This window comes from Pseudoalteromonas sp. AWM4_233, assembly GCF_056158285.1.
Genome location: NZ_JBSWSZ010000134.1, coordinates 1 through 6090, shown reverse-complemented (window position 1 = coordinate 6090; position 6090 = coordinate 1). Strand labels below are relative to the sequence as shown.

General features: G+C 45.5%; 7 protein-coding genes and 1 pseudogene. 3 read left to right on the top strand and 5 right to left on the bottom strand.

From position 1 onward, the window contains the following. Positions 1 to 41 precede the first annotated feature (41 nt). The 3 genes and pseudogenes from ACXAC4_RS27240 to ACXAC4_RS27230 all read left to right on the top strand — a co-directional run. Positions 42 to 818: pseudogene (locus ACXAC4_RS27240) on the top strand (DEAD/DEAH box helicase); the annotation flags it as partial. 762 nt (positions 819 to 1580) lie between these two features. Beyond that, entirely contained in the window at positions 1581 to 2594 is a 1014-nt protein-coding gene (locus tag ACXAC4_RS27235) for a phage major capsid protein (RefSeq protein WP_475168282.1), read from the top strand. A 58-nt stretch (positions 2595 to 2652) separates the two neighbouring features. Beyond that, positions 2653 to 2838, top strand: a complete 186-nt coding sequence (locus ACXAC4_RS27230; protein WP_475168280.1) for a hypothetical protein — start codon at positions 2653 to 2655, stop codon at positions 2836 to 2838. A 253-nt stretch (positions 2839 to 3091) separates the two neighbouring features. On the opposite strand, the gene ACXAC4_RS27225 is transcribed toward ACXAC4_RS27230, so the two are convergent. The 5 genes from ACXAC4_RS27225 to ACXAC4_RS27205 all read right to left on the bottom strand — a co-directional run. Next, positions 3092 to 3931, bottom strand: coding sequence for a hypothetical protein (locus ACXAC4_RS27225; RefSeq protein WP_475168278.1), 840 nt, complete (start codon positions 3929 to 3931; stop codon positions 3092 to 3094). Positions 3932 to 4028: 97 nt separating this feature from the next. Continuing rightward, entirely contained in the window at positions 4029 to 4370 is a 342-nt protein-coding gene (locus ACXAC4_RS27220; protein WP_475168275.1) for a hypothetical protein, read from the bottom strand. A 284-nt stretch (positions 4371 to 4654) separates the two neighbouring features. Then, entirely contained in the window at positions 4655 to 5344 is a 690-nt protein-coding gene (locus ACXAC4_RS27215) for a ParB/RepB/Spo0J family partition protein (protein WP_475168271.1), read from the bottom strand. Continuing rightward, positions 5341 to 5592: a hypothetical protein gene (locus ACXAC4_RS27210; RefSeq protein WP_475168270.1), complete on the bottom strand. Its 252-nt coding sequence runs from the start codon at positions 5590 to 5592 to the stop codon at positions 5341 to 5343. The genes ACXAC4_RS27215 and ACXAC4_RS27210 overlap by 4 nt, the downstream gene beginning before the upstream one ends. A gap of 16 nt (positions 5593 to 5608) precedes the next feature. Then, positions 5609 to 6090, bottom strand: a 482-nt coding sequence (locus tag ACXAC4_RS27205; RefSeq protein WP_475168265.1) for a ParA family protein, incomplete at its 5' end; no start/stop codon positions are given.

Here is a 6090-nt window from a genome sequence, read left to right as displayed (position 1 = left end):
AAGGTTAACGACGGTTAGATTCACCTCTTACACAGCACCTGCTTGAAAACAATTTAAGTGAACTGTGGAGCTTATTCAGATTTGTAAACCCCGGGTTATTAGGCAACTTAAAAACCTTTAACCGCCGTTTCGCTCAACCTATTGAGCAAAGTGACGAAGACCCAATAAAGGGCAAAAAAGCCGCCTTTGGTTTAAAAACCCTGCTTAAGCCTTTTATTCTTAGACGACTAAAATCTGAGGTGTTAACTGAGCTGCCACCACGCACACATATAGATATTCATGTGCCACTCAATGAGCAAGAAAGACATTTATATGAAGCAATAAGAGTCAATGCCGTCGAGAAACTGGCAGCAATTCAAAAAGAGCAAAGTATCGCAACACAGCGCATGCAGATTTTTGCTGAACTAACCAAGCTAAGGCAGGCATGTAGTAACCCCTCTTTGGTATCACCAGATACCGACATAGAAAGTTCAAAGTTGAAACAACTGACTCTGTTGCTAGGTGAACTTAGAGAAAATAAACACAAAGCTCTGATATTCAGTCAATTCATTGGTAGCTTACAAGCGGTAAAAGCGCTATTAGAAGCACAGCAAATCCCTTTTCACTATATTGATGGTGCAACACCTTCAGAGCTACGCAAGCAAAGTGTTAATGCGTTCCAACGTGGTGAAGGTGAAATATTTTTAATAAGTTTGAAAGCTGGCGGCTCAGGTTTAAACCTCACCGCAGCTGATTATGTTATCCATCTTGATCCCTGGTGGAACCCCGCGGTTGAGGCTCAGGCTTCTGATCGCGCACACCGCATTGGACAGACAAGGTGCTGTGTAAGAGGTGAATCTAACCGTCGTTAACCTTAGCAATACATAGTGCTACTACCGCACGTTACTTCGCTCGGTTACGTATTGCTAAGGTTAAGGACGAAGAACTCAGAGATACGAAAGGCCAGCACCTAAAGCGCAACTTTTATCAGAGATTTTTGAGTTGTTTGAAATCTCTGATCACGACAACATTGCATCGCTTGAGGAAGTCGTTAACGGCTCGATTGCGAACTATCGAATACCGGTATAACCGGCTCGAAAGGATGTTAGTTATACCCCTACCACGAACAACCTACCGAACATAAAAGCACAGACTTTTTCAGATGCGGCTTGAATACCAGCACGGCTCAAGCTCAAAGCTAAAAGAAATACCTTAATCGGCTTCTTCAGCAAGCTATGAAAAAAGCACTTCCAAACTGAAGAGAAATCATTGGTTCAGCCCTATCTAAAGCAGCCTATTAGCTTCATAAAGATGGGTGAATCACTGCACTTTCATGAATGAATCAGAATGTCTGATGCTAGCACTGGCCAGCAGCATCTAGTACGGAATGTTTGTCATTCTCCAGTGACGATTTGCTGTCTGACTGCCACATGCTTGGGTTCATGGAGAGGGATAAACAACAACACCCCCTCTCAATCCAAAGGCTAAAACCAATGACAACCACCGGCGACAAGTAATCCTATGCGGCAATGCTGTAGGCCGTGTGGTTGCACGGGATTGAGAGCAAAATTTCAATCAATGAATCGTTAACGGAGTAACCAATGAGTGTAGATCGCATTAATGGAATGCCTGCATATAACGCTGACAGCGTATCTAAGTTCGTACCAGAGGTCTGGTCGGCCAAACTGATTGATAAGTTTTACGATAGCACCGTGTTCGGTGAGATTTGTAACACTGACTATGAAGGCGAAATCCAAGCCAAGGGTGATAAAGTTATCATCCGTACTCGCGCTGATATCATCGTTTCTGACTACCAAGTTAATATGGAGCTTGATTATCAACACGCTGAATCTAACGCGAAAGAGCTTGAAATCGACCGAGCAAAATACTTTGCGTTCGAACTGAAAGATGTTGATGAAGTCCAGAGCGACCTTGCGCTTATGGATGAGTGGGCAGCTGATGGTTCAGAACAAATGAAGATTGCGATTGATAAGGACGTTCTTGGCAGTCTTATCGACGAGTGTGATGATGCCAATAAAGGCCCAACAGCCGGTCGCATCTCTCGCGCATTTGACATGGGTGTGGTCGGCCCTGGTGATGGTGGTTCTCACAGCCCCATTGAAATCAATAAGGGTATGATCACCGATTTCATTGTTGATATGGGTACTATTCTTGATGAGCAGAACATGCCTGAGTCTGGCCGCTGGGTAGTCCTACCTGCTTGGGCTTGCGGCATGATTAAGAAGTCAGAGCTAAAAGATGCGTCAATTTCCGGTGATAGAAAGTCTATCCTGCGTAATGGTCGCCTGGGCATGATTGACCGATTCACAATCTACAGCTCAAACTTGCTTCCTAGTTCTGATACTCGTGACGTTGCAGATGCTGACAAAGAGGCCGGTCAAGTGGCGTACTTCGGTCACAGTTCTGGTATCTCGTTCGCAAGCCAGATCACCAAGATGGAAACGGTTCGAAATACTCGTGACTTCGGCGATTTCGTGCGCTCTCTACAGGTCTACGGTTTTAAGGTTCTGAAACCTGAATCCATTGGTCAAGCGGCAGTGGTTAGTGGCAATCGGATTATTGGTAATCCTGTTACCAACTTCCCAGTGGCGTAACTTTTTAGGCACAATAATATTAGGCCGGACAGTGTTCCGGCCTTTTTTGTAGGTGTGTATGGAAAAGAAATCTAGAAAAAAAGTCTCAACAGACGAGCTAGTAAAGGCATTCAAAAAAGGGATAGATAACGACTGGACGGTACAGCAAATAGCTGACTACGCAGGTGTGTCAAAGCGCACCATTCAAATACGAAAAAAGGATACTCCAGAAGTCATTGAGAATCCTCAACAACTACCAACCTAACTCCCCCTCAGAAACTCCCGCCCAGAAAGACACTCTCCCCAAAGCAAGCAAAGAACCCAGCCCAAAGCCCACACAAAAGCGCGAACCAAAGTTTAAACTCGTCAATAGAGAAGACAGCAAAACAGTACCTTTGGACGACTGCATTGCAGCAATGTATAGCCCAAGGATACGACCGGAACCTCGACCTACTTCTTACGAGAATAAGCCCAAGCTAAAGTTTCAAGTTGCTCCAAGCTCACTTGCATGGTCATGATTAACTGGCCAGCTGCCAGCCTCGCCCTTTTTGCTCCAATACGCCAGCCGAACCCAATTCTTTAAGAACGGCACTTATCCTATCATTTGATATACCGGTAAACATCTCACGGACACCACGGACGGACGGCGATACCATCTTAGTCACCACCGCCTCTTTAATCTCCTGCTCCATTGTTGTCTTGGCCTCAAATGTAACGACCTTGAACGGCTCCGGCTCACGGACAACCTTTACAGCTGCAGGTTTAGCTTTAATATCGTCCTGCTTTGTCCCGATATCATTGTCCTGACTGCGGAGCATTCCAGAGGACAAGGACACGGACACCACACACACAAGCTCTAAGGCCAAAGAGGCAATTAAGCTGATCACGTTTGCATGCCTAACAACTGAAGACTCCGGTGGTAGTTCCGATAGCCTGGTACTTAACTGCTGAATTTCATTCATCGTGTCGTTGGCACGTGTTACCTGATTGGCGCCCAACTGTGACTGATACAACTCTTCAAGCTGCGATATTTGCTTTGTTATGGCCAAGTGCTCCGTTGACTGTTTGGCGGCATTATCAAAACCGCCTTCTAGCGCAGCATAAGACGCAAGAACGCTGATACCCATCATCAATGCGCAAAGGCCAGAATAGGATAGGGCGCGAACGCCAGAACTTAACCCTGCTTCTCGGGCAAACATTATCTTCCCAAGCTCAAGGCAAAGGCCAACAGCTGCCATGACAATAGCAGTAGGAGAGTTAGCCAGAAGGCCATACATAAACGTCACTGTCAGGACGACAGACGCGACTGACGATAGCACTGCAGTAGCAAGCGCTATGTAATTGGTGTTATTCTTCATATCGGTTGTTTCTTTCTTTAGTTTCGACCAATGAGTGTCCGTGATTCTTGGCGGAGGAACGGACACTCACCTCAAAGATTTTACATGTAAAATCCCATCAAATTTGACTCTTAATTGAGTGCCTAGCAACACCCAACAAAACCATATTCTCAGTAACTTTCCCTTTGCGTTCCCCAGCAATCGCATACCAATGGCCATTATTCCAGACCAATTGGCAAACCATGACTTCACCATCCTGCTCGATAACGGCATGGCAATTTTGGTGTGGGTTCCGGCCTTGCTCGACAACCAGAACGTCACCGGCCTCTAAGTGAAGCGGTGGGTATGGCTCGCTCAATGGGTACATGAACGTAGAGCTTTTCTTTGGTGCTAGGTAATCAACAATGTTGTCACCAATTGGCGACTCAACAAAACCATCAGTTGGCGGTGGAAATGGCATAATTACCTCATATAAGAACCATGGATTTTACATGTAAAATTCCACGGAATGCTCAAAGTCGAGCCTCGGATTTTACATGTAAAACTCCAACTAATCTTCCCGTACAGCCTCAATCTCATCCATGGCTTCAGCAATTTTCGCTAATAAAATTTCGTTAGCTTGCTGGCCAAGTCGGTTGAATTTGAAAGTCATATTTCGGGAGTCACTACTGTAGTGAACCTCTGCTTTCTGGCCCTTTGAAAGCTCAAAGTTAGCCAGTGTGGTCGGCTCTTGCTTCTCTGCTTTTATCTTTGGTGCAGGCTCACCAGATGAAAGGGATTTACGAAAATCTTCAGCCTCTTTCGAGTAACTTCAGAACTTGAAGCAAGCAACAGCCGAACAGGGCTATTGTTAATTTTCGCTGCCTTTCTCAACTCGTTAATGGTGTTGGCATCACCAATAATACCTTCACGGTACGCATCCAAAATAAAATCAGGGGCATCAACAACATTATCGAACATAGATACCATAGGGGCGGAGATAGCCAGCTTCTCGGCAACCTCCTTACCCGTCAGCCCTTCAGACTTTTTGATATTTCGGATTGCTTGGCCAATCTCGATAGCATTCAGGTTCTCTCGTTGAATGTTTTCGGCTAGCTGCTGAAACACATTTCCTTTTGAGCGCACGATACACTGAATATGCGTTATCTTGTCGCTTGCAAGGGCTGCTCGCCAGCGGCGTTCGCCTTCGTGGATCTTGTACTTATTTGACGCATCGACAGGGAACACGACTATTGGTTGAAGCTGGCCATGCTCTTCAAGGCTTAGCGATAGCTCCTTGATAGACTCTTCATTGAAGTCTTTTCGAACCTGCTCACCTGAATATACAAAGTCCTTTGGGATGCTAATTATCTTTTCACCTTCCAAAATCTTTACTTCAGATTCATCAAGAAGGTTGTCGAATGAGTTGCTTTTAGCGCGGTTTCTCAGGCTCATGCTGGTACTTCCTCACGCTCTAGTCGCTCAATAAACTCTTCGCAGCAGTCAGTGAAACCAAACTTATCGGCAGAGATAGGGCTGTATTCAGAAAGGCTCTTACCCTTCTCCAATGCCTCACTCACTTTAACCGTGTCGAATAGGTTTGATGGGAAGATGATGTTGCCGTATTGCTCACGCAGTAGCGCCTCGTTCTCTACCTGGTTCTTTGATGGCGGTCGTTTTACTAGGTTGACGATAACACCCAATAACTTAAGGTTTGGGTTAAGTCTGCGCTGAACCTGACCTAGACGCCGTTGTCATCAGCTGGTGAACACCTTTAACAGACAAGGCCTGTGGCTGGGTAACAATAAGAACGGCATCAGAGATAGCTAGAGCTGCGTGTTGAAGCATGCCAGCTGTCGGTGGGCTATCAATAAACACATAGTCAAAGCTCTCTTTAACTAGGTCTAGTGAGTCAGCCAAGTTGAAGATGTTTTCTTGGGTGATGTTACCCGACTTCTTTGAAGCGCCAATAACATAAACATTTTCTGAAACCTTGTATGGCTCAGGAACAAAAGGCTCTTCAGATTCCCATTCAAACATGTTGATGTTGTTAGCTGGGTGAGTTCCATTCATGAACTCTGGGCTTCTAGTAAGTTCCGGTGCAAGCATATCTGCTAGGTTGTTCTGCGGGTCAATATCCAAGAACAGACATTTCTTACCGAGAGCGGCCATTGATAAGCCAAAGTTGATTGTGACCGTAA

What these genes read in the sequence shown, in the direction of transcription:
- ACXAC4_RS27235 (WP_475168282.1), top strand. Translation starts at nt 1,581, where the DNA reads ATGAGTGTAGATCGCATTAATGGAATGCCTGCATATAACGCTGACAGC.
- ACXAC4_RS27230 (WP_475168280.1), top strand. Translation starts at nt 2,653, where the DNA reads ATGGAAAAGAAATCTAGAAAAAAAGTCTCAACAGACGAGCTAGTAAAG.
- ACXAC4_RS27225 (WP_475168278.1), bottom strand. Translation starts at nt 3,931, where the DNA reads ATGAAGAATAACACCAATTACATAGCGCTTGCTACTGCAGTGCTATCG.
- ACXAC4_RS27220 (WP_475168275.1), bottom strand. Translation starts at nt 4,370, where the DNA reads ATGCCATTTCCACCGCCAACTGATGGTTTTGTTGAGTCGCCAATTGGT.
- ACXAC4_RS27215 (WP_475168271.1), bottom strand. Translation starts at nt 5,344, where the DNA reads ATGAGCCTGAGAAACCGCGCTAAAAGCAACTCATTCGACAACCTTCTT.